The organism is Tepidiforma sp. (assembly GCF_026419595.1).
GTDB lineage: Bacteria > Chloroflexota > Dehalococcoidia > Tepidiformales > Tepidiformaceae > Tepidiforma.
The window spans coordinates 1-607 of sequence record NZ_JANZZD010000105.1 but is presented as its reverse complement, the minus strand read 5'-3'; the positions used below and the strand labels follow the sequence as shown (position 1 = coordinate 607).

Sequence of the window (607 nt, the reverse complement as noted above, 5' to 3'; positions counted from 1 at the left end):
GCTGGCCGTAGTGGCGCACATCCGCGGCCAAACCTTGCGCGCCGCGCCACGCGCGCAGCCGGTCCGCGCCGGGATGCACCGGGGGGCGGTCGGCGAAGCGCGGCGGAATCTCGATCATCGCCTTGGTGATCAGCACCGCCACCGGGTTGAGGTCGCTCGCATACGCCTCGAGCCCCAGCCGCTGCGCCTCCAAGGGCAGGGTGCCGCCGCCGCAGAAGGGGTCGTGGAAGGCGGGCAGCCGGTTCGGGTCGAACAGTTCGGCGGCGCGCGGATGGCCGGCATTGTCGGCGCAGGCGCGGCGCCAGGAGGCCCGGATCTCCTCCCGCGCCTTCTGCAGCAGATGCTCGTTGGTGGTGTTCTCCCACTGCACGAGCTGCTCGATCAGGCGGAACAGGCGCTGGCGCTCGAGGTCGGCGGCGCACTCCTCCAGGCGCGGCGGCGGGCCCGGCTCGCCCTCCGCCTGCCGCGTCTCGTGAAGGGCGAGGCGGCGCTCCAGCTCCCGCTCCGCCGCCTGCCGCGTCTCGGGGTTGGCGAGCAGCTCCTCCACGTATTCGGAGGGGTCGTCCACCATCTGCGCGAAGATCACCGCCCGCGCGGCGGCGAGCGG

Annotated in this window: 1 protein-coding gene; it reads right to left on the bottom strand. The window is 74.0% G+C overall.

What is annotated here, in order from left to right; all coding sequences use genetic code 11:
• The coding region (locus N2041_RS14615) for a DUF1156 domain-containing protein (protein WP_297679349.1) at positions 1 to 607 on the bottom strand (607 nt) is incomplete at both ends.